The sequence below is a fragment of the Nitrospirillum iridis genome, assembly GCF_014205765.1.
GTDB lineage: Bacteria > Pseudomonadota > Alphaproteobacteria > Azospirillales > Azospirillaceae > Nitrospirillum > Nitrospirillum iridis.
The window spans coordinates 509,612-531,703 of the sequence record NZ_JACIIZ010000003.1 but is presented as its reverse complement, the minus strand read 5'-3'; the positions used below and the strand labels follow the sequence as shown (position 1 = coordinate 531,703).

Sequence of the window (22,092 nt, the reverse complement as noted above, 5' to 3'; positions counted from 1 at the left end):
GGGAACCTGCCGATCCGATGCGCGCCCTGCCTGACCACAGCCCCGCCTTACCCGTCATCTCGGTGGCCCGCCCGGTCAGCGAGGGGGGGCGGCGGGTTCTTGATCTGCTGTTGAAGAGCGATGGCTTGAGCCAGGCGGAAGTCACGCGATCCCTGGATCTGGCCCAGCCCACCGTCACCCGGCTGTTGCAGGGGTTCCAGCAAGACGGCTTGGTGCGCGTCGCCGCCCGGCAGGCGGATCGACCGGGGCATCCCAGCGTGCACGTCACCCTGAACCCCGACTTCGCCTACGCCTTGGGGGTGTCCATGCTGGGGGACGTGGTTTCCATGACCCTGATGGATTTCGCCGGCCGGGTACGGGGGCAACGGCGCGCGGCCATGCCCACCATGGGCCGCCAGGCGGTACTGGATCATCTGCGGGTCTTCAAACGCGAACTGATTGATGAGGCGGCGATTGAGGAGCGTCGGCTCATCGGGGTCGGTGTCGGCATCTCCGCCTTTTATGTCGGCCAGGGGCGGCTGTTCAATCCGCCGGCCTATCTGGATGACTGGGCCTTGGTGGAGATCGAGCCCATCCTGGCCGATGCGCTGCGCCTGCCCGTGATGGTCGACAATGACGGCACCGTCGCCGCCATTGGTGAAAGCCTGTTCGGCGTGGGCCGGCGATGCCGCGACTTCGCCTATCTGCATCTGACCAATGGTTTCGGCGGCGGCATCATCGCCGATGGCCGGCCCTTCCGCGGCCATCATGGCAACGCCGGGGAGTTTGGCGGCATCTGGACCATGGCCGGCGTCACCTACACCAACCTTGACCTGTTGCAGACCTGCCTGCGGGATCGTGGACACCCCTTCGCCACGGTGGAGGACATGGTGCGGACCATCGACGTCGCCTGGGCGGGGGTTTCCGATTGGCTGGACCAGGCGGAGAAGTCCTTCAGCCTGCTGTGCGCCCTGCTGGCCTACGGCATCGATCCCGGGCTGATCGTCATCGGCGGGCGCCTGCCGCCCTCCATCGCCCAGGCGTTGGCGCGGCGCATCACCATTCCCCAGGCGACCAATCGACGGGGCTATCCGCCCCCTTTGCCGTCGGTGGTGGTGGCGGAAGCGCCCGGCGATCCGGTGGCCCTCGGTGCTGCGGTCATGCCCCTGCGGGAGGCCTTCTTCGCCTGAAGCGGCCGCGTCCGGCACGGTGTCACACGATCGCAATGCCGGCGGGATAGTGTGCGGGCCGAACTGCGCCAGGAACAGCCTGATGGCCCGTATGGATGGGAATGGCGGCCCGGGGTGGGTCGCGGTGTTGCGGGTGCCACTCTGGCGGGCCTATGCCCTCGGCCATTATTGCAAAAGCCTGATCTGGTACAGCAGCGAACTGCTGTTCGCCTACTTCCTGACGGAGGCTTGCGGCCTGGCGCCGCGCGCCATGGGTGGCGTGCTGGCATTCTCCCTGGTGGTGAATGGCGCCACCGATTTGGTGATCGGGCATGCGCTGCGGATACGCGCGGCGACGGTGCCGGCGGCCGCATCCCTTCATTTCCGGGGCAGCGTCCTGGCGGGGGCCGCCCTGCTGCTTTTCCTGTCGACGGGGCTGATTCCGCCCGGCTGGCGCCTCGCTTATGCGCTGGGGACGGGATTGCTCTTCCGCCTTGCCTACGCGCTTTATGATGTGCCCCAGAACGCCGTGCTGGGCATGGTCGCGGGGGATGGGTTGCGTACCCGCCTGTCCGCGCTTCGCTTCGTCGGTGCGGGCTTGGCGACGCTGACGATCGCGGGGATGGCCCCCGTGTTCCTGGGCGGTGACATGGCGGACCAGGCGGTGGCCTTCTGGGTCTTCGCCCTGGTCCTTTGGGGGCTGGGGGTGATCAGTGCGGCTGGTTTCCGGCGGGTCGCGCGGGCCGGTGGGAATGGCGCCGTGGCCGGTATTCCCTCCGCTTTTGAGAAGGGGGCCGCGCCGGTTTGGCCTATGCGCTTTCCCGTCGGCCTCGCCACCGTGCTGGTGGCTGAATTCGTCCTGTCGGGCTCAGCCTCGGTGTTCACCCGGTTGGAGCCCTATTTCGCCGCGTCTGTCCTTCAGTCCCCCATGGCGCGGGGAACCGTCATGGTGACCGTTGCCATCGGGGGCCTGGCCGGCCAGGCGGTTTGGGCCGTGGTGGCCGAGCGCCGGGGGCCGGCGGTGGCGTTTCGCGGCGCGGCGGCGGTGGCCATGGCCGGGGGCTTGGCTTTCCTCCTCCTCGGTGACCGTGGCGCGGCTTGGATTGCCATGGCAGGCGGCTTCCTGGGAGCGGGGCTGGGCGGGGTCAGCATGCTGCTTTGGGCAGCGGCGGGGGCCTGTGTCGGAACCACCGGCGTTTCCGGCCATCGTTGGGCGCCCACCCAGGTTTTCGGGCTGCTCACCTTCTGCATCAAGGTCGCCTGCGCGGTGGCCGTCCTGGTGGTCGGCGAAGTCTTGGCATGGCGGGAGGGTGCCCCCGGGGGGATGGTCGTGCCGCCCGTCGCCCTTATCGCGCCGATGACGCTCCTGCCCGCGCTGGGGGCGACGGTTTGCCTGGCGCTGGCGTCCCGCCTGCGCCTGTCCTGATGGCCGCTTCGGCCCCCGGCGGTCCTGCGCGCCTTGGCTCGAATGCCGGTCCGGCGTAAAAAAGAGCCAAGGCGGCTTCGCGTTCTGGGGGCCTGGACAGCGAACGCTGATCATGTGGCCAGGCCCAGCCAAATCCGCGCGGCAGGGATCCGGCGCAGCACCAGGCGTTCCACCGCCAGCACCGCGACCATGGACCCGCCCAGCAATGGCAGGAACACACCCAGCATCACCAACAGCAGGCCGAACCCGATCGGCGAGCGGGCTGGCTGCTGCGCCCCCCGGGTGGCCGGCGGCGCGCCGAGCACCCGGGTGGGACGGCGGCGCAGCCACAGGATCACGGAGCTGACGGCCAAGGTGATCAGGCTGAGGGCGGTGAACACGCCCAGCGCCTGGTTCAGCCAGCCGAACAGATGGCCCTCATGCGCCGCGACGCCGATGCCCACCATGCGGTCCACCCAGTGCCGCTGGTCGAAGTCCACCCGTTTCAACACCTGGCCCTCAGGGCTGAGCGTGAGGTCCGCGCGTAGCGGCCGGTTCTGTGCGTCCGACTTGGCCGTCCAGGAACCGCCGGGCTTGCGGGGAGGGGAGACCAGGACCGGGGCCGCCAGGTTCAGCGGCGCCACCGTCGCGACGACCGCATCCAGCGGCGTATAGTCGATGGTCATGGCGGCCATGGCGGCCATGCCGGCGGTGTGGCCATGGTGGCCGGCATGTTCGTCGCCGGCGGCGGCCCCGCCGTTCATGGCCAGGCGCTCCGCCAGTTCCGACGACCGGCCGGTGGTCCAGTCCTGCTTGGCCACCGCCGTGCCCGTGATCTGGCGGATTTCCTTGAAATAGGCGCCCCAGTTCTTTGCCCAGGGCAGGCCGCTCAACAGCAGGAACAGGGCGAAGAACGAGACCCAGAGGCCGACCACCGCATGCAGGTCGCGCCAGAAGGTGCGGCCGCCCCGGCCCAGCCGGGGATAGACGATCCCACCCAAGCCCCGGGCGTCGCGCGGCCACCATAAATAAAGGCCAGTGAGGATCATGACGATGGCCCAGGAGGCGGCCAGTTCCACCATGAAGGAGCCACGGTCGCCCATCATCAATTCGCCATGCAGGCGGAAGATGATGCGCATCAGGCGGTCATCCTCGCTGACCACCTTGAGAACGGCCAGCGTCTCCGGGTGGATATACACCCGGAACTGTTCCTTTCCCCGGCCGACGATGATGCGGACGGCGGCAGACGGGCTTTTGGGTAATTCATAGGCGTTAAGCACGCCTCCCGGCACAGCGGCCAGCGCCGCCAGCGCCTGATCGGCGGCGCTGGCCGGGTGGCCGGTGAGGGCCAGGGCGTCATAGGGCCGGTCGATCAGCGCCTCCACCTGCGGCTTGAACAGGTAAAGGCCGCCGGTCAGTGACAGCCAGACGATGAAGGGGATGCAGAACAGGCCGGCATAGAAATGCCAGCGCCAGACCGCCCGCAGGTCCAGCCAAGGTCGGCGCTCGGCCGGTGATGCCGCCGGGGCGGAAAGCGTCTCAAGGCTCATCATGGTGTCCCCCGGGGGCTTGACGCCCACGGGGCCTCTGGATCCGGGGTTGATCAGAACTTCATGCGCACGCCACCGATGACCGTTCGGGGCGATCCCGCCCAGATCGATCCCGTGCTGGCGGCCAAGGTGCTGGCGCCGTTCTGCCCGCCGGCGGCGTTCAGCGTGTCGGCGATGTTGGAGGCGGAAGCCACGTAGGTTTCATCGAAGACATTGCGCACCTCGACATAGAGCCGCAGGCCCATCAGGCCCGGCGCCGCCGGCTCATAATGCAAGTTGACGTTCACCAGGTCATAGCCCGGTGCCTTCAGCAGGTTGGCGTTGTCCAGGAAGAAGGCGTCCCGATGGTTGACCTCGATGAAGCCGCCCAAGCCCTTCAGCCCGCCGGTGGGCTGGTCGTAGGCCACCCGCGCGTTCAGATAGGAGGGCATGACCCCGGGAATCTTGTTGCCCGACCGGTTGAAGGTGGTGGAGCGGGAACCGGCGCTCAGCACCTCGACATATTCATCGTAATACTGGTCGTCCAGCAGGTAGGCGGCGGACAACCGGGCACCCGGCAGGCTGTCCGGCAGCGGCTGCCAGTCGGCCGAGACCTCGATCCCCCGGTGCACCGACGACGGCGCGTTGAAAGTGAAGGTCTGGAGATTGGCGCCGGCGGACTGTGACACCAGTTCGTTGGAGAAGAACTCATAGAAGCCGGTGACCGCCGCCTTCAGGCCCCGGCCCACGGTCCAGTCGGCGCCCAGGTCGATGCCGACGTTGGATTGCGGCTTCAGTTGGGTGTTGTTGCCGAAAGTACCCTGTTGGGTGACGAACAGGTTGCCGGACTGTGGGGTGCCATAACCGGTGGCGACGCGGGCATGCAGTTGCCAGTCCGCATCCGGCTGGTAGACCAGCGCGGCCTCCGGCGCGACATTGAAGAAGGTGCGCTGCGCCCGGATCAGCGTGGTCGCGGCGCCGCCACTGGTGGGATAGGCATAAGCGGTCTGCAGGGCGTCGATGTCGGTGTAGTCGGCGCCGACACCCACCACCGCCTTCCATCGCGGCGCCAGGGCGACCTCCTCCCGCAGACGGACGCCCAGATTGTAGTGGTGGCCGAAAATGCTCTGGGTCAGGGCCCCCAGGGTGGCGCCGCCGCCGGCGGCGGTGGCCGGCGCCAGGTTGTAGCTGTAGGAATTGATATCCTCGTAATTGAAGGACAGGCCGGCGAACTGCGTGGCCGCCAGCCCCAGCACCTGACCATGGTTGGTCACGTCGCTCATCAGGTTGAAGGAGGGGATGGTGCCCCGGGCGCTGGTGGCGCTGGTCGGCTGGTTGTAGTCGCGATTGTCAAAGACGAACTGCGTCCGCCAGACCGTGTCGATGTCGATGTCATGCTCCCACCGCGCGCCGACGATGGTGCGGCGGTCATGTCGCCCCAGGCCGGTCTGGTCGGGACTGAGGGAGAGCTTGGTTCCGTTCACGCCATTGGCATAGACGCTGACGGTGGCGCACCCGGCGGCGGCCAAGGCGGCACATCCCGCCTGATAAGGGTTCTGGTTGAACTGGTTCAGGGAAAGGCGCAGCGACAGGTTGGTGTCCAGGTCATTATTGACCAGCTTTACCGTGATGCGGTCATTGGGCCCCGCCTCATAGGTCGCCAGCAGGTTTTCCGTGGTGGTGTTGAAGGAGCTGTGGGCGGTCGACCCGTTGCCGCGCACGTGGCTGCCGAACAGGCTGTAGTCGAAGCCGCCGGCGCGGGCACCCACGGTGGCATAGGCGTTGACATAACCGTAGTCACCCACGTCGGTGCCTACCTCCGCCCCGTCAATGTCGGCCCCGGTGCGGGTACGGAAGTTGACGGCGCCGCCGGTGGCATAGTTGCCGTAGAGGGCCGACGCGGGGCCCTGGAAGACATCAATGCCGGCATAAGCGTGCGGGTCGGTCAGGTCGGTGCGGGCCAACCCGTCAGGTTGGGTGACGGGGAATCCGTCCTCAAATACCTGGATGTTGCGCACGCCGAAGGTCTGCCGGGCGTTCGACCCGCGTACGGAGACGGAGACATCGCGCGGGCCATTGCCCTGCAGCATGGTGACGCCCGGCGTCAGCGACAGCAGATCGGCCACGGAAAACGCCGGGCTGTTCTTGAACTGGTCGCGGTCGACGGTCCCCTTGGTTTGCCCGGTGGGGGCGTCGCGGACATGCGACCCCGCGCGGTCCGCGGTCACCACCACCTCGTTGGATGCCGTAGCGCCATTGCGGGGTGCCGCCGTCGCACCGGGCGCGGGATCGTCCTCCGCATCCAACGCCGCCAATGCGGCCTGGACTTGTTCCAACTGGTGTTGCAGCGCGGCCTTGCGCTCGGCTTTCGGCGTGGGAATGGCTTCGGCGCTTTGGGTGTTTTGCGCGGTGGCCGGAACGGCCCAGGCCGCGGATAGGGCAATGACGGCCGTCAGCGCGATGGCGCCGCGGCCCGTGATGGTGAAACGGTGCACGGATTTCTCCTGGAGGGGCCCGACGGGCCACCAGAACACCCGCCTGCCAGGCGGCAGCGGGCGCGAGCGATGTACCCGGCCTCAATGCGGCCGGGGGCGGATCGGATCAGGAGAAGAGGGCGGGTGGGCCCCGGGCCAGCCGTGTACCGGGGGGCCGGGGGTGGGGCCACGGCGTGGAAAGGGTAGGGGCCCACGTGCCCGCGGGCACCAGGGGGGACAGGACCAGGATGACGGCGAGGAGGCCGACGGCCAGGGCGGCGACAGCCGCGAAGACGCAAGGCGCGTCGGCGGAATGGCCGGCGTGGCCGGTGCCATCCTCATGGTGGTGATGATGCGCCATCGGGCCGGCGATCATCGGGGTGGTCACGGCCGAGAGGGCATCGTGAACGCTGTCGCACAAGATGATGGCGCTGGTGCCAGGGGGGCCGGCATCCGGATTGAGCATGTAGCCAACCGGGATAAGCCCACGCAGCAGCACCGCCGCCGCCAGCAGCCACGCCCACCGCAGGAACCAGCGGTTCTGCGGCGCGCGTTTCCAGGCGTGGGGGCGGCACGATCTCATAAGGCGGTGATAAGAACACAATGACGGGCTGTCAACCGGACAGCCCGTCCGACAGTAGGCGTGAGAGGAGGGGCAGCCCGAATTCTGACGACTGACAGACGGGATTCGCAGGGGTCAATGCACCCGATTGCGCATCGACAGCTGAAGATGGCGCAGGATGAGGTTGGTGTCATAATCGGACGAGGCGTGAACGACCTCCTCCCACCGCTGGAGTTGGGGAATCGACACCGGGTTCCGTTGCAGCAAATCTCGCTTGATGAAAGGACAGTGCTTGTAGGTGATTAGATAGTCCCAGAAGTAATGGGTTTGGTTCAACGGCCATCCATTGGTTATCGCCATCTGCATGTGACGCAGATATTTACTGACATGTCCCGTCGCGTTGGTGGCTGCGGCATCAATGGGGCCGCTGATCTCGGACACCATGCTGCGATAAGGGAGCAGGGCCCGGCAGTGTATGCCGGCCCGCAGGAAGAAGCGTGTCAGACCGATTTCATAGTCGCGGATGACCCAATGCTTGCGGCGATAATACCGGACGGCATTCCAGAATTTACCGAAGCTGGGATGCTGCAGAACAGCTTGATGGAAAATCAAGAAGTAGCTTTGCAGGTGGAAATGCCGGTCCCAGCTGTCGGTCAGGCCCCATACTCCCGCGAGCTTCGGATCGGCCTCCCCCACCACTTGGTCGATGTCGTGCAGCGGGCCATAAATGCTGTCATTGGTGATCAGCAGATGATCAAGAGAACCGGGGTTCGGGATAAGGGCGATGGCGTCCTTGAACGCGCCGAAATCCCAGCCAATGTTGCGCCGCTTCAGAACCCAAGCGACATGGGGCAGCACTTTTGCCGTTTCCGTTTCAGACAGCTTGGGACAGTTACTGGCGAAGATCACCGCGTATCCGGCCTCCGCCAGTTTGGCGGCGAAGTAAACGACATAGTCGTGGACGACGCCCCGCTGGTCATAGTGATTGAGAACGGCGACCTTGCGAGCGTCTTCCAAAGGTACCGATCCGGCAAAACTGGCCTTGACCGTAGCCCGGTGCGGTAACGCGCGCACAGCGCAGCGGGCCAGATCGACGTAGTCGAGCAACCGTCCAGGGACATTGCCAATCTTTTTGAGAACTTTTATGAATGTACCGGACATGAATCTGCTAAATCCCCCCTCCTGGTACAGGCATTATAGGCCATGCCGTGGAGTTCTAAAAGCAAAGCCATCGACTTAAATCCAACTGATCGATTGCCGAGAATGGATGGCGCGATGGGAAATGCCTACTTTCCCGCTACCGTGTTGGCAGATGTTCACGGATGAGGCCAGTATCGTAAGTCGAGACGCGGGACAGCACATTTTCCCAGTCACCCACATTTGGAATATTTGCTGGATTTTTTTGCAGAAGTTCGCGTTTGATAAATGGAAATCCCAGGTCAACAACCAGTTCACGCCAAAAGAAGTGGGTCTGATTTATGGGTATCGAGGCGTTGATCCGGCCTACCAGCATTTGCGAAAATACGGCCTGATCGTTTCCCGTGACCTTGACATGTGTCCGTGGCGGTGTACCGGAAAGCAAGAAGGCTTGGGTGACGTCGTTATAAGCGAAAAGCGCTTTGCAACGCAGGCCTTGGCCCTGCAAGACGCGTGTCAGGCCAATCTCATATTTCTCGATGATCCAGTGTTTTCGCCGGAAGCAGCGGACATCGCCCCAGAATTGATGGAATGCCGGCGACCGTAGTGCCCGCTGATGGAACAGCAGGAAGAAACTCTGCAGGTGGTAGTGCCGCTCCCAACTGTCGGTGCTCCCCCACACATCGGCCTCATCGGCATTGGCTCGGGCGATAAGGGGCGAAAGATCGTGGATCGGGCCAAAGACACTGTCATTGGTGATCAGCAGCATTTCCCGATCTTCCAGGGCCGGTATCAGGCCAATGGCTTCGCGGTAAGCGGCGAAATCCCAGCCGACATTCAGCCGGCAGAAGGCCATTGCGACGTCGGGCAGCAGCGGCGCTATCGTCTGGTCGCTGAGGTTGGAAGTGTTGCTGGCGAAGATGATGGCAAATCCCGCCTCGCGCAGTTTGCGGACATGATAGCGGACATAGGGCGCGATGCAGTCGGTGCGGGCGAAGTGCATGAAGACGGCCACCCGTCGGGCGCCCGCCAAGGGAACGTGGCCGGTCCAGGTCTGCCGGATCGTGCCGGCGGCCGGCTTGGGTGGAGAGAACAGGAGCTCGGCGTAATCGGCCACCCGTCCCAGGAGGAGACGGCCGCGATAGGTGATCTGTTTAATGACCCAGGCGAAGGCCTTGGCCACCAAGGAGCTGTCCGCACGCACCCGAAGCATCCTGATCCTGGTCCGGTTAATTTTCATCCCGCCCTTTATGCCCGACCCGCCGCCGGCAAACAATCTTGTGGGGCGCCGCTGGCTGCGACAGGCTGCCGATGGCCCGCATCAGCAATGTCTATTCCTGGCATCTATCGTTTCGATCATCGCTTTTATATTCAGGAACTTGAGCGTCATGCGCCTTGCTTGGCGTCCGTCCGTGTGCCGATATAGCCTGAATGGGTGGCGCCCCGCTCTCATGATGGGGGCGGGCGACGGCGAGACGGGCGACGCGGACGACAGATCCGGCGCCGGGGAGTGAACGGGTACCGGGCGATCATGAAGTTTGAAAAGCTGGATCTCAATCTGTTGGTGGCGCTGGACGCGCTGCTGACCGAACGCAACGTGTCGGTGGCGGCCGAGCGCGTCCACCTCAGCCAATCGGCCATGAGCGGCGCGCTCAATCGCTTGCGGGAGTTCTTCAAGGACGAACTGCTGATCAACATCGGCCGCCGCATGGTGCTGACGCCACGGGCGGAATCTCTGGCCGAGCCAGTCGCGGAGATGCTGCTGCAGGTCAAGACGATGATCACCACGCCGCCGGAGTTCGATCCGACCACGTCCGACCGGCGTTTCTCGGTGATCGCGTCGGACTACGTGGCGGACGTGCTGCTGGCGGGGGCGCTGCGCCATATCCATGCCGTGGCGCCGGGCGTCAGCATTGAGATGCTGTTGCCTGACGACACCCTGACGGAACGGCTGGAGCGGGGCGAGATAGACCTGCTTATCAACCTGGAGCCCTATCTGGCGCCCTTCCACCCCCGTGAGGTCTTATTCGAGGACGACTTCGTCCTGGTGGCCTGGGCGGAGAACGACCTGGTGGGCGACGCCGTCAGCTTCGACCAGTTCTTCGAGCTGACGCACGTGGCGGTCCAGCATGGGCGCAACCGCCACCCGGCCTTCGAGCAGTGGTTCCTGGAACGCTTCGGCCGTACCCGCCGGGTGGAGGTGTTCTCCCCCAGTTTCAGCTTGGTGCCGCAGCTGGTGCTGGGTACCCGACGGATCGCCACCATGCACCGCCGCCATGCGGAGCACTACGCCCGATTCCTGCCGCTGCGCCTGCTGTCGTCGCCGCTGGACATCCCCATGGTGCGGGAGATGGTGCAATGGCATAAATTCAAGCGCCGCGACCCGGGGGTTCAATGGCTGCAGCGCACGCTGCGCGATCACGCCGCCACCCTGTCCCAGCCGGCCCCTGCGGCATCGATGGGGAAGGGATGACGCGCCCGAGTGGCCGCCCCATGCCATGAAAGGGAGCCAAAGCCATGTATATCGTCGGCATCGTGATCCCCGTGCCTGAGGACAAGAAGGAGGCCTACCGCCGATGGGCGGAGAATGGGGCGTCGCTGTTCAAGGAATATGGCTGTCTTGAAATCGTCGAATCCTGGGAAGACAACGTCCCCGACGGCAAGCTGACCGACTTCCGCCGCGCCGTCGCCGCGCAGCCGGGGGAGAAGATCGTCTACAGTTGGCAGATATGGCCCGACAAGGCGACGTTGGAGGCGGTTGAGGCCAAGATGCGCGAGGACACGCGCTTCGACATGCCGGGCGACGTGCCGTTCGACCCCAAGCGCCTTATCTATGGCTGCTTCACACCGCTCCACACCATGAAAGGGCTGTGAACGTCCGCCATCTATTGCAGGTGCCGATAGGTGGATGCGGTACTCCCGATTTGCCATCGTCATTCGCCCTGGGAATAATTTCGCCCGGGCGCCACCATTTGGCTGATCTGTGCCCCTGTGTCGACAACTTGGTCCATGCCGCGCGGTCTGGTGCGGCGACCGCCCCTCACCCTGCCGGCCCCGCGGCTAAACACTGGCCAACCTGGTGGCGGGTTTAGCCCCCCTTTGAAATTTTCCCATGAACCCCAAAGACGATCCCAAGGAGCCTTCATGCTGACGCGAGACACCATCCTGGAAACCGCCATCTTCGACATCCTGCCGGGGCGCGGGGGAGATTTCGAGGCGGCCATCGCCCAGGCCCTGCCGCTCCTGGCCGCGACCGAGGGGTACTTGACCCACCGGGTGCGGCGCTGCGTGGAAGACCCCAACCGCTATTTGCTGCTGGTGGAGTGGCGTAGCGTGGCCGACCACATGGAAGGCTTCCGCAACTCCCCACGCTTCCCCCAATGGCGGTCGCTGATCGGTCCCTTTTTCGCGGTACCGCCCCAGGTTCAGCACCATTCCTTCGTTGCGTGAGCATTTGTTCGTCTGACGCACATTTGTTCGTGAATGCACGGCTGTTCACAAGTCGCGGCATGGCTCTTTCCCGCCCCTGCGGTGGTATCGTTCCTTCCGCCGTTTAAGAGGGCGGGAGGACGATTGATGCCTGGATTGCTGGACCCGCTGTTCCGGGGCAGTGCGGTGGATGCCGTGTTCACCGATGCCGCCACCGTGCAGGGCATGCTGGATTTCGAAGCCGCCCTGGCGCGGGCCGAGGCCGCGCTGTCCATCATTCCCGCCGGGGCTGATATCGCCATCGCCTGCCAGTGCCGGGTGGAGCAGATCGACCTGGATGCCCTGGCCCTGGCTGCGGCCAAGGCCGGCAACACCGCCATTCCCCTGGTGAAGGCCCTGACCGCCAAGGTGGCGGCGGCCGACCGTGACGCCAGCCGCTTCGTCCATTGGGGCGCCACCAGCCAGGACATCATGGACACCGGCTTGGTGCTGCAGATCCGCCAGGCCCTGCCGCTGGTGGATGAGGGGCTGGCGGCGCTGGAGGGGCACTTGGCCCGTCTGGCCGCGACCCATGCCGAAACCCCGCTGGCCGCCCGCACCTGGATGCAGCAGGCACTGCCCACGACCTTCGGTTTGAAGGCGGCCGGATGGATGGCGGCGGTGGGCCGCGCCCGCAGGGCGGTGGCGGCATCCGGCCGCGACTGCCTGGTGCTGCAGTTCGGCGGCGCCGCCGGCACGCTGGCCGCCCTGGGCGACCGGGGGCTGGAGGTGGCGGAGGCCCTGGCCCGGGGGTTGGACCTCATCCTGCCGGACCTGCCCTGGCATGGCCACCGTGATCGTCTGGTGGCCTTGGGGGCCGCCCTGGGCCTGGTGGCGGGCGTGCTGGGCAAGATGGCCCGCGACCTGTCGCTGTTGATGCAGACCGAAGTGGGCGAGGCGTTCGAGCCGGCGGAGGCCGGCAAGGGCGGGTCGTCGGCCATGCCGCACAAGCGCAATCCCGTCGCCTGCGCCGTGGCCCTGTCGGCCGCCACCCGCGTGCCCCCCCTGGTCGCCACCCTGTTCGCGGCCATGCCGCAGGAGCAGGAGCGGGGCTTGGGCGGCTGGCATGCGGAGTGGGAGACACTGCCCGAAATCTTCCGCCTGGTGGGCGGCAGCCTGCGGGTCATGACCGACACCATGGCCGGGCTGGAGGTCGACGCCGCCCGCATGCGCGCGAACCTGGACATCACCCGCGGCCTGCTGATGTCGGAATCCGTGGTCATGGCCCTGGGCGAGGCCCTGGGCCGGGGGCCGGCGCACAGCCTGGTGGAAAAGGCCGGCCGTCAGGCGGTGGCCGAGGGTCGCGCCCTGGGCGAGGTGCTGGCCACTCTACCGGAGGTGACGGCCCACCTGTCGCCGCAGCAACTGGCGGCGGCGCTTGATCCCAGCGGCTACCTGGGCATGGCCCCACAGTTCGTCGCCCGGGCCCTGGCGGCTCGCAACTCTTCTCGCGATGCATGAGGAAAGTGGATCATGCCACTGATTACCTTGGATGATGGTTGCCACCTGAGTTACCGCGTCGACGGCCCCGCCGACGGGCCGCCCCTGGTGCTGTCCAACTCCCTGGGCACGGCCGTCGCGATGTGGGAGCCGCAGATGGCGGCCCTGACCCGACACTACCGCGTCATCCGGTACGACAGCCGGGGCCATGGTCCCAGTGACGCGCCGACCGGCCCCTACACCATGGCGCGCTTGGGCCAGGACGTGCTGGGCCTGCTGGATGAGTTGGACCTCTACCGCGTGCGCTTTTGTGGCCTGTCCAAGGGCGGCATGGTCGGCCAGTGGCTGGGCATCAACGCCGGCCAGCGGCTGGAACGCCTGGTGCTGGCCAACACCGCCGCCTACATGGGGCCGCCGGAAAGCTGGCAGGGGCGCATGGATCTGGTGACGGCCCAAGGCATGGCGGCGGTGACCGAGGCGGTCATCGAGCGCTGGTTCACCCCCGGTTTCGTGGCCGCGAACCCTGACGCGACGGACCGTGTGCGCCAGCTGTTGCTGGCGACCAAGCCCCAGGGCTATGTCGGCTGCTGCGCCGCCATCCGCGACATGGACCAGCGGCCGCACCTGGGGGCCGTCGATGTGCCGACCTTGGTCATCGGCGGCACCCAGGACCCCGCCACCCCGCCGGCCAAGGCCGAGGAACTGCACGCCGGCATCAAAGGCAGTACCCTTGTCATGCTGGAAGCCGCCCATCTTTCAAATATCGAGCAGGCGGCGGCCTTCACCGCCGCGCTGCTGGACTTTCTGGCTTGATATTAACGGGATGAGCCATGGCTCATCCCGTTATAGGACGCGACCGCGTCCGCCGGAGCTTTGCGGGGAGCGTGGCGGACTGGAAAGCGAGAAAGCCAAGCCGGCGGATGCCCGCGCCCGGCGTTTGAGGGAACCTTAAAGGGAGAAATATCCATGGATGAGCAGGAGCGTTACGAGTTCGGCCTGAAGACCCGCAAGTCCGTGCTGGGTGACGCCCATGTGGACCGGGCGCTGGCCACCCGCACGGAATTCAACACCGAATTCCAGGACCTGATCACCCGCTATGCCTGGGGTGAGATCTGGACCCGGCCGGCGATCGACCATACCACCCGCCGCCTGATGACGCTGTCCATGATGATCGCCTTGAACCGCGGCGACGAATTCAAGATGCATGTGCGTGCCGCCGTCCAGCACGGCGTGTCCAAGGACCTGATCAAGGAAGTGATCCTGCAGAGCGCCATCTATTGTGGCGTGCCCGCCGCCAACACCGCCTTCCACCAAGCCGCGGAGGTGTTCGCGGGGCTGGAGGAGGCGGCGCCTTAAGCATCGTCCTCCAGCGCCCGCACCACCGCTTCCAACTCCCCCCGCAGCCAGGCCTGGGCGGGGTCGTGCTGGCCGCGCAGGTGCCAGGCCATGTACATGCGCAAGGCCCCCGTGCCCGGTGGGGATCCGGCCAGCAGGTCGGGCGGCAGGGGGGCGGCGCTGAAGTCGCGCAGTTCCACCGGGTGCAGCCGGCCGGGCACGCAGGCCATCAGGTCTGAGCCCCGCAGGAAGGGGGCCAATCCGGCGAAGTTGGGCACCGACACCACCACGTCGCGCCGGATGCCGAGGGTCTCCAGCGCCTTGTCGAAGTTCAGGGGATCGGCTGAGGGGTGGACGACGGTGACGTGGCGACCGGCCAGGAAGTCGGCGGCGCTGGCCGGGGCCTGGCGGCGCGCACCATCAAAGACGCAGACATAGCGGTCGTCGAACAGCCGCTTCTGGATGATGTCCGTCCCCTCCGGCGGGGTGGGGGAGATCAGCAGGTCGCAGCGCGCCTCCCGCAGCAGGTCGCCGGTGGGGCGGCCCGAAGGGATGACCTGCAGGCGGAAATCCGCCACCTGGGGCACCACCCGCGCGTACAGGCGAGGCAACAGCAGATCACGCTGGAAGTCGTTCGCCGCCACCGTCCACGACAGACGCGCCTGGGCGGGGGCGAAGGCGGCGGCGGCCGTCAGCGCCTTCAGCCCGTCCATCACGGCCCGCGCCTGGGGCACCAGTCGCTCGGCATGCTGGGTGGCGACGATGCGCCGGCCGGACTTCACGAACAGGGGATCGCCCACCACCCGGCGCAGGCGGTTCAGGGCATGGCTGACGGCCGATTGCGCCATGTCCAGCCGCCGGGCGGCGGCGGAGACGGAGCCCTCCTCATGCACCGTCACGAACAGGCGCAACAGATGGCCATCCACGTCCAAATGGTCGAACCCGGTCACCGCCTTCTCCCATCAACCCATGAGCTATATTGATGGATTATATGCCGATCTATGGGATTTTCAGAAACATGGATTGCTCTAGGCTGGGGGTGAAAGATGTGGGCGCCGCACTTTGGCCCACCTCTTAAAAACCATTCCGGGAGGACGGAACCTGAGATGAGCGACCAAGGCCAAGACCATTTGGGGGAATTCACCCGGCGTGACCGGGCCTGGCACCCGCCGGCCTACACCCCGCAATACAAGACGTCGGTGCTGCGCTCCCCAGGCAAGGCGCTGGTGTCCCTGCGCCAGTCTATCGGTGAGCGCACGGGGCCGGTGTTCGGCCACGGTGACCTGGACCCCTTGGACAACGACCTGATCCGCAACTACATCACCACCGGCGAGGAAGCCATCGGTGAGCGCGTCATCGTCCACGGCCGCGTTCTGGACGAGATGGGCCGGCCGGTGAAGGGCACCTTGCTGGAGGTGTGGCAGGCCAACGCCGGCGGCCGCTACCGTCACCGCAACGACCGCTACCTTGCCCCGCTGGATCCGAACTTCGGCGGCTGTGGCCGCTGTGTCACCGATGAGGATGGGCGGTATTTCTTCCGCACCATCAAGCCGGGCCCCTATCCCTGGATGAACCACAACAGCGATTGGCGCCCGTCTCACATCCATTTCTCGCTGTTCGGCACCGCCTTCGCCCAGCGCCTGGTGACCCAAATGTATTTCGAGGGCGACCCCCTGATCCCGCTGTGCCCCATTATCAGCACCATCCCCGACAGGTCGGCGGTGGACATGCTGGTGGCCAAGCTGGACATGGGGGAGATGGTGCCCTTCGACAGCCTGGTCTACCGCTTCGACATCGTGCTGCGCGGCCGCCGCTCCACCTTCTTTGAGAACCGGCCTGAGGGGAACTGAGCCATGCCTGTGCAATATCTGAAGGAAACCCCCTCGCAGACCGGGGGTCCCTATGTCCATATCGGTTGCCTGCCGGCCTTTGCCGGCCTCAACCGGCGCACCCAGGAAAAGCTGCACGTCCTGGCGGGCGGCGGCGTCCCGGGGGAACAGATCCGCATCGAGGGCGTGGTCTGGGACGGTTCCGGCCACCCCTTGCGCGACGTGATGCTGGAACTGTGGCAGGCCGACAGCACCGGCGCCTACAACGCCCCGGGCGACACATCGGGCTTTCGCGGCTGGGGCCGCGTGGGGGCGGACGCGGAAACGGGCCTGTGGGCGTTCGAGACCATCCGCCCGGGGGCCACGCCGTGGGTGGACGGTCGCCCTCAGGCGCCGCACTGCTCGCTGCTGCTGTTCGCCCGCGGCATCAACATCCACCTGCACACCCGCATCTATTTCGATGACCGTGCCGACGCCAACGCCGTGGATCCGGCGCTGCTGTCCATCGAGTTGGCGGACCGCCGCCAGACCCTGATCGCCACCCGTCAGCCGGGGGACGGCATCCCCACCTTCCGCTTCGACGTCCATCTGCAGGGCGCCCAGGAGACGGTGTTCTTCGACTGCTGAGCGTTTTCCTCCCGGCCCCGACAGGGGCATTGCCTGGAAAGGCCCGACCCAAACCGGTCGGGCCTTTTTATATTCCTGTTTATTAACAATGGATTAGGCATCAGAAGAATATCAGAAGAAGGATAGGCCGCGTACCCCGTCTACCCTTTGCCTGCTTGAACGGTCCCGGATGACACCCGGATGACCGTGGGTTTGGCAGGAAGAGGATCGGGGAAATGGAAGCGATGCTGGCCGCAGACACCAGGTCATCACCCGCGATGGGCCGCCGCCTGCTCGTGGCGCCGGGGGTTTATGCGCGGCTTCCCGTGCGGCCACTGGCGACGACCAGCTTGGGCCTCATCGCCCAGCGGATCGTGGAGCAGACGGCTGCGGCGACCGCGAGCCTGACCGCCGCCAGCGCCTTCGTGTACGCCCTGACTGAGACGTCCGTGCCCCCGATCCAGTTCCAGGACATGCCGCCCTTCATGTCCCGGGCCGACCTTGAAGCGTTGCAGACGGCCTACGACTCCTTCCGTGAACAGTTCGCCACCTTGCAGGCCCGGGCAAAAACGTGGTTCACGCCGGAGCGGACGACGGCGGAGGCAGGGGCCGGGCTGGCCACCGTCTTCTCCCAGATCCCATCGATCCCGCAGGCCCTGCGCCAGGTCGCCGGCACGATCAGCGCCGGCTTCGAGCTGATGCCCTGCGCCCCGTTCCCCCTCCGGTCCCTGCGTCCGCAGGACAAACTGATCAGGCGGCAGAGTGAGGCGATATCCACCTTGCTCACCACCGTCTCGCAACTCGGGCAGGCGCTGGAGAGCGCTGCGGCGGCCCTGGTGGCGGTCACACGGACGGGGCCCCTGGCGGCAGTGCTGGCGGCCTATCGTGGTGACGTGCGGGCGATGACGACGGCCATCACCGCCGCCCAGCAGCAACTGGCGGCGGACGGGGTCGTGATCGCCAATCTGGGGCTGGGAGATCGGGGGGCAGGTGTTTCCTCCGTCGCGATCGGTGTCGTCGGCCTGACCCAGGGGTGGAATCCCCTGGGCTGGGGAATGATCACCGGCGGCACCATCGGCGCCCACCATGGCGTCGCCGACATCCAGGCGCTTCAGGGGGCGCTGAGCGACCTTGAGGCCCAGATCGACATCAAGGTCGATCGCCGCAAGCAGGACCAGGCCGTCGCCCTGATGCTGGCGGGGATCGGTGTTCAATTGCGGGGCGTCGCGGCGATGAACGCGGCGGTGCAGGAGGAGTTGACCACCCTGGCCTGGTTGCACCGGACGCTGCCGTTCGAGGTGTTCACCGCCCTGGCGGATATGGAGCCGCGGGATCTGCCGGCCGCGCAGACGGAGTGGAACGCGATCACGGCGGCGGCGCCGGAGCCTGTGTCCATCCACCTGTGGCCGTCACCGGCGCACCTCAGCGCGCCGTCCACCGTGGCCGCCATCGGCGCCGACCTCTACCACATCGCCCATTCAGGCGCGCTGTACCACTACGCGGCCCGGTCTGGCACCTGGACCGACATGGGCGTCACGGCGCTCAGCTGCGTCGGCGACGGCTATGACCTGGTGGTGATCGATGGTGCGCCCGTCGCGTCGGCGCCAGCGGGCGGCCCTGTGCCGTCCAGCCATCGGGTGAGGGTCTACGACCTGCTGACGGAGGTCTGGACAACCATTTCCACCTTCCCGGCGTCCTGCGTCGCGGTCGGCGGGGGGATGATCTATGCGGTTCATCGGGATGTCCAGGATCGGCGGGTTTACCGCTACACCGGCAGTGGTACCGACTGGACGCCCTTGCCGGCCCTGCCGGGGCCTGACGCCGCAGCGCAGATCGCCGTGGCGGGCGGCACCGTCTTCGCCGTCGCCAACAACAGCCAGCGTCTGTACCGCTATGACGCCGACAGAAAAGGCTGGGTCCCGCTGGGGCGGTTCACCTGCCGGTCCATACGCGCCAACGGTGACAGCCTGGGCATCATCGACACCGACAACACCGCGTATGTCCATGACGCCCGGGGCGGCGGCGGGCCGGTGGCGGTTGGTGTCGGCACGGCACTCCTTGCCCAGCTATCCAACGGCGACCAGATCCGTATCGGCGTGCAGGGGCAGGGGGCCCTTTGGCACACCGACACCAGCGTGCTGCCGGCCACCCACACACACCTGACGGTCGGTGCCACCACGGTTTTCGCCAGCGACACCGACGTCGCCCACTTCGGCGACAGTCTGGGCGATTTCCATACCGTGATGCCGGACGGCGGCGTCCTGAGGCTCCCGCCCTTAGCGGTGTGACGGCGGTGGAAGGGGCGGCGCCACCTCACAATGGCGGTAGTGATAGCCAAAGTGAAAATTACCTCCACCGATCCCGAAATATAAAAATTGGTTCAATAATATATTCGTCGTTTCAACCGGAACATGATGTGGAGAAGGATTTTGGCGAAGACTCCCCCTGTGAAGGTGGCTTTCACAAAAATCGGAAACACCGGAATTCAAATCACTTACGTGAACATATTGCCGGAAAATATGGCGTTGGCATTCGGCAGCGATCTCACATATTCGGTCAATATAGTGTTTGATCCGAAATTGGATATTTCCCCATCGGCGGTCTGGATAGCCGGTAACACGTCGGGGGCTGGTTTTGCGGAAACGACGGTTTCAGTGGGGCAGGTGACGCCGACCGGCGTCAGCCTGTATCTCTCCCGTCCGGCCGCGAACTGGGTCACCCCTGAATTTCGGTATGCCACCAGCATTACGGTGGCATAGCGAAACGGCCGGCCCATCGGGTCGGACGTGCCGCCTGGCGGGTTGCATATTCAGCCCCCAGGCGGCGTTTCGCTTCATTCCCAATGAAAAATCCTCTTATCAGAATTGGAGATATATTATGTCAATAACAACGAATTCCGCTTCCTTGATCGCCGCGCGTGGCATCCAAGACAACATCGTTGAAACGCACCGTCGTATTTATGAGAAATACAAAAATATTGATGTGCGGGGATTGACGGAAAAACCCGATCTCCTGGCCCTGCTGGAATTCAATGGCTATTACGGTCTCAAGCATGCCGAGGGCGCGTTTTTCGCCATCGACGCCAATCTCCATGTGAAGGACGGCGGCGAGAGTAGCGTGCTGGATATTTCCCTCATCCTGTCGCTGGATGGGAAGACGTCCAGCACCTTTCCCTTCACCGGCCATTTCGCGGACGGGCGCTTGACCCAGCCCAAAAGCGAGGATTGCCCCTTCGCCCTGGACCTGCGCTTTACGCGCGCCGGCCCGTCGGAGGCGTTCACCGCCGCGTGCGAGGGCGTCATCTCCCAACCGCCCGCCGAATTCCTCATCGGCATTTCCGGGGTGACCTACAACAACCCGGTGCCGCCCGACCTGTTCCAGGGCGCTTATTATCTGCCGGCATCCAACGGCGGGGCGCCTCAACGGGTGGCGGAAATCGGCCCGGGGCTGCTGATCCGCTATGCCGACGCCGGGGGGGAGCTAAGGCCGGTTCACAGCTACAGCTATAATCTGAACATGTATTACTTCACCTTGGGCGCGCCGAAAGACGGGATCAGCCTGATCATGGGGACGGCGGGGGCCCAGGGCTTGGCCTGCAACAACATGTATCCCGATAAAACCACGGGTGCGGTCGATTCCCGCTCACTCTACACCATTCCGGAGGGGGCCGCGGTGCCGCCCGTGCTCCATCCACCCGGTGGACAGGCCGAGGCCTTGGCGGGTTTCAGCGGTTTCTACCCCTTGCCGTCCGTGGTCCCGGGCGCATTTCTGGCCATTCAGGGGTCATACTACTTCCAGCCCGGGGACATCACCGGCTATTCCGTGGCCATCACCCTGTCCACCGATGGCCGCACCACGCAGGCCTTCCAGTTCGGCGACGGGATGACCTTCAGTGGCGGCACCCTGCAGGTCCCGTCCGCCGTGGCCGGCGATCCGCCCCTGATCGATGTCACCTTTAAACGCGGCTACGACCGGAAAAACGGGACGCTGTCCACGATCACCGGGACCATCGCCCCCAATGGGATCGTCCAGACGGTCACGGCGGCCAACTATCTCAACCCCGTGCCGCTGGCCGCCTTCGGTGGCCGGCCGCTGACGAACGCGTCGGGATCCCAGACCCTGACGATCACAGGCGATGACACGGTGGCCTACAACCAGCAGACCATGACGGCCGGCGTCTACGTACCACTGATGTACATCCTGGCCGGCACGACCGGTACGGGACCGGACGCGCAGCCCTGGGTGATGTCGCTGGGCACCGATGGCGCGAAGGGAACCGCCTGCATCGTCCTGAAGTATGTCAGCCCGACCGACTTCGCCGACCCCATCTTCATCTACGCCATCCCGAACGCCCGTTAAGTCCGGGCGTCAACGGTGACGCGGCGGGCCCCCCGTCCGTGATCACCACCGCCGCCGGAGAGAGAGGCGAGGTTGCCTCGGCCCAGGCGGCGTTGGCGGATATCCCCGGGGCGCGGGGGTGGCCGCCCCAGATGAAAGGGCGTACCGGATTGATCCTCCGGCACGCCCTTTCCTTTTTCACTCGCCGCTGGGCCGCAAGTAAAACCCCCGCCACCGGAGCGATGGCGCCGGGGGCGGGGCGTCAAGTAATGGTCAGTTATGGCCGTTCGGAGAGTTTTCGACTTCCGGGCCACCGGAAACGGCAGCGGTTTCGGCTGGCACCAGGATTCAACAAAAAAGCCCCCCGGCGATGGCGCCAGGGGGCAGGGACCTGGTAGGAACGATTACTCGCAAGGGGGTCTAGGGCCAGGCTCATTAATGACCTCAGGATCGGGGCTGACGATGGGGGCGTTGATGTTGCCCCGGGAGCGCGCGATCAAGCGAAAACCGAATGGCGTGACACCGGTATATCCGGGAAGGTTCTCGTCATGAATGGTGATGGAGGTGCGGTCGATTTTAATGAATGTGATCTGCCGAGTTGTGGCGTGCGCCTCGCTGAGGTTCACAAAGCAGAAGCTGTATTGGGCCGCGGTCTCGGGGCAGAGGGCATAGGTGATCTTAGCGGGATTGTTGTTCGGCAGGGTGATCAGGCCCGTACTGGGATTAGTGACATCGCCTGCGTAGCTCCATACATAGTCGCCATCCTGGACCGCGATCGTGACGGTCACATTAATTTCGTTAAGAGGGTCAGGCATTGTAAT

The 22,092-nt window shown here is 65.6% G+C and carries 21 protein-coding genes; 14 read left to right on the top strand and 7 right to left on the bottom strand.

Annotation, left to right across the window (positions count from 1 at the left end):
* The first annotated feature begins 17 nt into the window (after positions 1–17).
* Both FHS74_RS07590 and FHS74_RS07585 read left to right on the top strand, forming a co-directional pair.
* On the top strand, positions 18–1,169 hold the full coding sequence (locus FHS74_RS07590; protein ID WP_184799057.1) for an ROK family transcriptional regulator: 1,152 nt from the start codon (positions 18–20) through the stop codon (positions 1,167–1,169).
* An 82-nt stretch (positions 1,170–1,251) separates the two neighbouring features.
* Complete coding sequence (locus tag FHS74_RS07585) at positions 1,252–2,574, top strand: MFS transporter (RefSeq protein WP_184799055.1); 1,323 nt, start codon at positions 1,252–1,254, stop codon at positions 2,572–2,574.
* Between the two features lie 110 nt (positions 2,575–2,684).
* Here FHS74_RS07585 and FHS74_RS07580 read toward each other — a convergent pair whose 3' ends face one another.
* The 5 genes from FHS74_RS07580 to FHS74_RS07560 all read right to left on the bottom strand — a co-directional run bounded on the left by FHS74_RS07580 (position 2,685) and on the right by FHS74_RS07560 (position 9,438).
* On the bottom strand, positions 2,685–4,106 hold the full coding sequence (locus tag FHS74_RS07580; RefSeq protein ID WP_211106159.1) for a PepSY-associated TM helix domain-containing protein: 1,422 nt from the start codon (positions 4,104–4,106) through the stop codon (positions 2,685–2,687).
* Positions 4,107–4,156: 50 nt separating this feature from the next.
* A complete protein-coding gene (locus FHS74_RS07575; RefSeq protein WP_211106158.1) occupies positions 4,157–6,577 on the bottom strand; it encodes a TonB-dependent receptor domain-containing protein in 2,421 nt (806 codons plus the stop codon).
* 106 nt (positions 6,578–6,683) lie between these two features.
* On the bottom strand, positions 6,684–7,139 hold the full coding sequence (locus tag FHS74_RS07570; RefSeq protein WP_184799053.1) for a DUF2946 family protein: 456 nt from the start codon (positions 7,137–7,139) through the stop codon (positions 6,684–6,686).
* Positions 7,140–7,253: 114 nt separating this feature from the next.
* Positions 7,254–8,279: a rhamnan synthesis F family protein gene (locus tag FHS74_RS07565; RefSeq protein ID WP_184799051.1), complete on the bottom strand. Its 1,026-nt coding sequence runs from the start codon at positions 8,277–8,279 to the stop codon at positions 7,254–7,256.
* Between the two features lie 136 nt (positions 8,280–8,415).
* Positions 8,416–9,438 (bottom strand): rhamnan synthesis F family protein, encoded by a 1,023-nt coding sequence (locus tag FHS74_RS07560; RefSeq protein WP_184799049.1) that lies wholly within the window; start codon positions 9,436–9,438, stop codon positions 8,416–8,418.
* Here FHS74_RS07560 and FHS74_RS07555 point away from each other — a divergent pair.
* The 7 genes from FHS74_RS07555 (at position 9,413) to pcaC (ending at position 14,519) form a co-directional block, all read left to right on the top strand.
* On the top strand, positions 9,413–9,769 hold the full coding sequence (locus FHS74_RS07555; protein ID WP_184799047.1) for a hypothetical protein: 357 nt from the start codon (positions 9,413–9,415) through the stop codon (positions 9,767–9,769). The genes FHS74_RS07560 and FHS74_RS07555 overlap by 26 nt on opposite strands.
* A 17-nt stretch (positions 9,770–9,786) precedes the next feature.
* Entirely contained in the window at positions 9,787–10,728 is a 942-nt protein-coding gene (locus tag FHS74_RS07550; RefSeq protein WP_184799045.1) for a LysR family transcriptional regulator, read from the top strand.
* 44 nt (positions 10,729–10,772) lie between these two features.
* Positions 10,773–11,129 (top strand): DUF1428 domain-containing protein, encoded by a 357-nt coding sequence (locus tag FHS74_RS07545; protein ID WP_184799044.1) that lies wholly within the window; start codon positions 10,773–10,775, stop codon positions 11,127–11,129.
* Positions 11,130–11,399: 270 nt separating this feature from the next.
* Complete coding sequence (locus FHS74_RS07540; protein ID WP_184799042.1) at positions 11,400–11,705, top strand: antibiotic biosynthesis monooxygenase family protein; 306 nt, start codon at positions 11,400–11,402, stop codon at positions 11,703–11,705.
* A 126-nt stretch (positions 11,706–11,831) separates the two neighbouring features.
* On the top strand, positions 11,832–13,184 hold the full coding sequence (locus FHS74_RS07535) for a 3-carboxy-cis,cis-muconate cycloisomerase (protein WP_184799039.1): 1,353 nt from the start codon (positions 11,832–11,834) through the stop codon (positions 13,182–13,184).
* A gap of 12 nt (positions 13,185–13,196) precedes the next feature.
* A complete protein-coding gene (gene pcaD / locus FHS74_RS07530) occupies positions 13,197–13,976 on the top strand; it encodes a 3-oxoadipate enol-lactonase (RefSeq protein ID WP_184799037.1) in 780 nt (259 codons plus the stop codon).
* A gap of 153 nt (positions 13,977–14,129) precedes the next feature.
* Complete coding sequence (gene pcaC, locus FHS74_RS07525) at positions 14,130–14,519, top strand: 4-carboxymuconolactone decarboxylase (protein ID WP_184799035.1); 390 nt, start codon at positions 14,130–14,132, stop codon at positions 14,517–14,519.
* Here pcaC and FHS74_RS07520 read toward each other — a convergent pair.
* Entirely contained in the window at positions 14,516–15,448 is a 933-nt protein-coding gene (locus FHS74_RS07520) for a LysR family transcriptional regulator (RefSeq protein WP_184799033.1), read from the bottom strand. The two genes, pcaC and FHS74_RS07520, sit on opposite strands and share 4 nt — an antisense overlap.
* Before the next feature lie 156 nt (positions 15,449–15,604).
* Here FHS74_RS07520 and pcaH point away from each other — a divergent pair, with 156 nt between their 5' ends.
* From pcaH to FHS74_RS07495, 5 genes are all read left to right on the top strand, one after another.
* A complete protein-coding gene (gene pcaH, locus FHS74_RS07515; protein ID WP_184799031.1) occupies positions 15,605–16,348 on the top strand; it encodes a protocatechuate 3,4-dioxygenase subunit beta in 744 nt (247 codons plus the stop codon).
* A gap of 3 nt (positions 16,349–16,351) precedes the next feature.
* Positions 16,352–16,954, top strand: coding sequence for a protocatechuate 3,4-dioxygenase subunit alpha (pcaG, locus tag FHS74_RS07510; protein WP_184799029.1), 603 nt, complete (start codon positions 16,352–16,354; stop codon positions 16,952–16,954).
* Positions 16,955–17,178: 224 nt separating this feature from the next.
* The gene (locus FHS74_RS07505) at positions 17,179–19,221 is read left to right on the top strand and encodes a Kelch repeat-containing protein (RefSeq protein ID WP_184799027.1); all 2,043 of its coding nucleotides are present in this window, start codon (positions 17,179–17,181) and stop codon (positions 19,219–19,221) included.
* Positions 19,222–19,362: 141 nt separating this feature from the next.
* Positions 19,363–19,692 carry a hypothetical protein gene (locus FHS74_RS07500; protein ID WP_184799025.1) on the top strand — a complete coding sequence of 110 codons (330 nt, stop codon included), beginning with the start codon at positions 19,363–19,365 and terminating at the stop codon, positions 19,690–19,692.
* 232 nt (positions 19,693–19,924) lie between these two features.
* Entirely contained in the window at positions 19,925–21,292 is a 1,368-nt protein-coding gene (locus tag FHS74_RS07495) for a hypothetical protein (RefSeq protein WP_184799023.1), read from the top strand.
* A 383-nt stretch (positions 21,293–21,675) separates the two neighbouring features.
* Here FHS74_RS07495 and FHS74_RS07490 read toward each other — a convergent pair whose 3' ends face one another.
* Entirely contained in the window at positions 21,676–22,086 is a 411-nt protein-coding gene (locus FHS74_RS07490; RefSeq protein ID WP_184799021.1) for a DP-EP family protein, read from the bottom strand.
* Between the last annotated feature and the right edge of the window lie 6 nt (positions 22,087–22,092).

Coding starts and splice junctions, on each gene's coding strand:
- FHS74_RS07590 (WP_184799057.1), top strand. CDS start 18: ATGCGCGCCCTGCCTGACCACAGCCCCGCCTTACCCGTCATCTCGGTG.
- FHS74_RS07585 (WP_184799055.1), top strand. CDS start 1,252: ATGGCCCGTATGGATGGGAATGGCGGCCCGGGGTGGGTCGCGGTGTTG.
- FHS74_RS07580 (WP_211106159.1), bottom strand. CDS start 4,106: ATGATGAGCCTTGAGACGCTTTCCGCCCCGGCGGCATCACCGGCCGAG.
- FHS74_RS07570 (WP_184799053.1), bottom strand. CDS start 7,139: ATGAGATCGTGCCGCCCCCACGCCTGGAAACGCGCGCCGCAGAACCGC.
- FHS74_RS07565 (WP_184799051.1), bottom strand. CDS start 8,279: ATGTCCGGTACATTCATAAAAGTTCTCAAAAAGATTGGCAATGTCCCT.
- FHS74_RS07555 (WP_184799047.1), top strand. CDS start 9,413: ATGACCCAGGCGAAGGCCTTGGCCACCAAGGAGCTGTCCGCACGCACC.
- FHS74_RS07550 (WP_184799045.1), top strand. CDS start 9,787: ATGAAGTTTGAAAAGCTGGATCTCAATCTGTTGGTGGCGCTGGACGCG.
- FHS74_RS07545 (WP_184799044.1), top strand. CDS start 10,773: ATGTATATCGTCGGCATCGTGATCCCCGTGCCTGAGGACAAGAAGGAG.
- FHS74_RS07540 (WP_184799042.1), top strand. CDS start 11,400: ATGCTGACGCGAGACACCATCCTGGAAACCGCCATCTTCGACATCCTG.
- FHS74_RS07535 (WP_184799039.1), top strand. CDS start 11,832: ATGCCTGGATTGCTGGACCCGCTGTTCCGGGGCAGTGCGGTGGATGCC.
- pcaD (WP_184799037.1), top strand. CDS start 13,197: ATGCCACTGATTACCTTGGATGATGGTTGCCACCTGAGTTACCGCGTC.
- pcaC (WP_184799035.1), top strand. CDS start 14,130: ATGGATGAGCAGGAGCGTTACGAGTTCGGCCTGAAGACCCGCAAGTCC.
- pcaH (WP_184799031.1), top strand. CDS start 15,605: ATGAGCGACCAAGGCCAAGACCATTTGGGGGAATTCACCCGGCGTGAC.
- pcaG (WP_184799029.1), top strand. CDS start 16,352: ATGCCTGTGCAATATCTGAAGGAAACCCCCTCGCAGACCGGGGGTCCC.
- FHS74_RS07505 (WP_184799027.1), top strand. CDS start 17,179: ATGCTGGCCGCAGACACCAGGTCATCACCCGCGATGGGCCGCCGCCTG.
- FHS74_RS07490 (WP_184799021.1), bottom strand. CDS start 22,086: ATGCCTGACCCTCTTAACGAAATTAATGTGACCGTCACGATCGCGGTC.